1 protein-coding gene and 1 pseudogene are annotated in these 832 nt (G+C 40.3%); both read right to left on the minus strand.

Annotated elements, in window-relative coordinates:
- Positions 1-4: 4 nt before the first annotated feature.
- Positions 5-205 (minus strand): annotated as a pseudogene (locus IV84_RS11035) (replication initiator protein A); the annotation flags it as partial.
- Between the two features lie 264 nt (positions 206-469).
- Positions 470-748: a BRCT domain-containing protein gene (locus IV84_RS10495; protein WP_020923847.1), complete on the minus strand. Its 279-nt coding sequence runs from the start codon at positions 746-748 to the stop codon at positions 470-472.
- Between the last annotated feature and the right edge of the window lie 84 nt (positions 749-832).

The raw sequence follows: 832 nt of genomic DNA on the forward strand, positions 1-832 counted from the left end.
ATTACTTAAGAGATTTTAGACAGCTTCTTAGGGCGTTAAAGTAACGTCTCAAGGCTTTAGTCATTAAAAATTTAAGTTCTTCGTCGTCCAGTGGGATTATGACGCCAATATCTTTATGATCCTTCTCAACTCGGTACTTAGCATTTAAGATAATACCAACGAAGCGACGCATCTGTTGCGGGGTACGGCACCAAAAACTAAGCAGTCATGTTACAGCACCCAAGTAAAAGCTACGAAGATAAAAACATTCATCCTCAAAATATGTAACCTAGAAAAAAGGCCTCCAGTGGTAAACCGGGAGCCTTTTTTAGTATACCAATTTCTACTTTACATAAGGCGGCTTATCCCAAGTAAACCCTTCATGCCCTGATAAAACAACGATCCGTTATTTGGCCCTTGTGAAATTTGACGGGAGAGGAGTGTTCTAGATGAAAAATCCCCAAAAAATCATTAAACTCACTTTGTGAATTTAACCGCCTAAACTCCTAGACCATTGCGCCAATCGTGCCTGACACCAGTCCAAAAAATCCCGTTCTGAAATCGTTGGTGTTCCCGTCAATAACTTTTTTGTGATGGGCTCCTCACCTAAAGCCGTCTCAATTAACCCAACCACTAAATAATCTGTCTGTTTCGTAACCCAATTTTGTGGTTTCGCCCCAAAGACTTTCGCCAAACTAAAAGCTTGATCCCGAGTCATGGTAGTTAGACGTCCGGTAAAAGCAATCTCACAATCTCTTAAATCAAGCATTTTAAATCATCAACTTTCTTGATTCTAATGTTGGTTTTGACTTGACGGGTTATGGTTTTCCATTCAGTTTAGAGGGAGTGACGT

The sequence above is a fragment of the Pediococcus damnosus genome (genome assembly GCF_001437255.1).
Classification (GTDB): Bacteria; Bacillota; Bacilli; order Lactobacillales; family Lactobacillaceae; genus Pediococcus; species Pediococcus damnosus.

Excerpts from the sequence above, each read along its gene's own strand:
- IV84_RS10495 (WP_020923847.1), bottom strand. The coding sequence starts at position 748 with ATGCTTGATTTAAGAGATTGTGAGATTGCTTTTACCGGACGTCTAACT.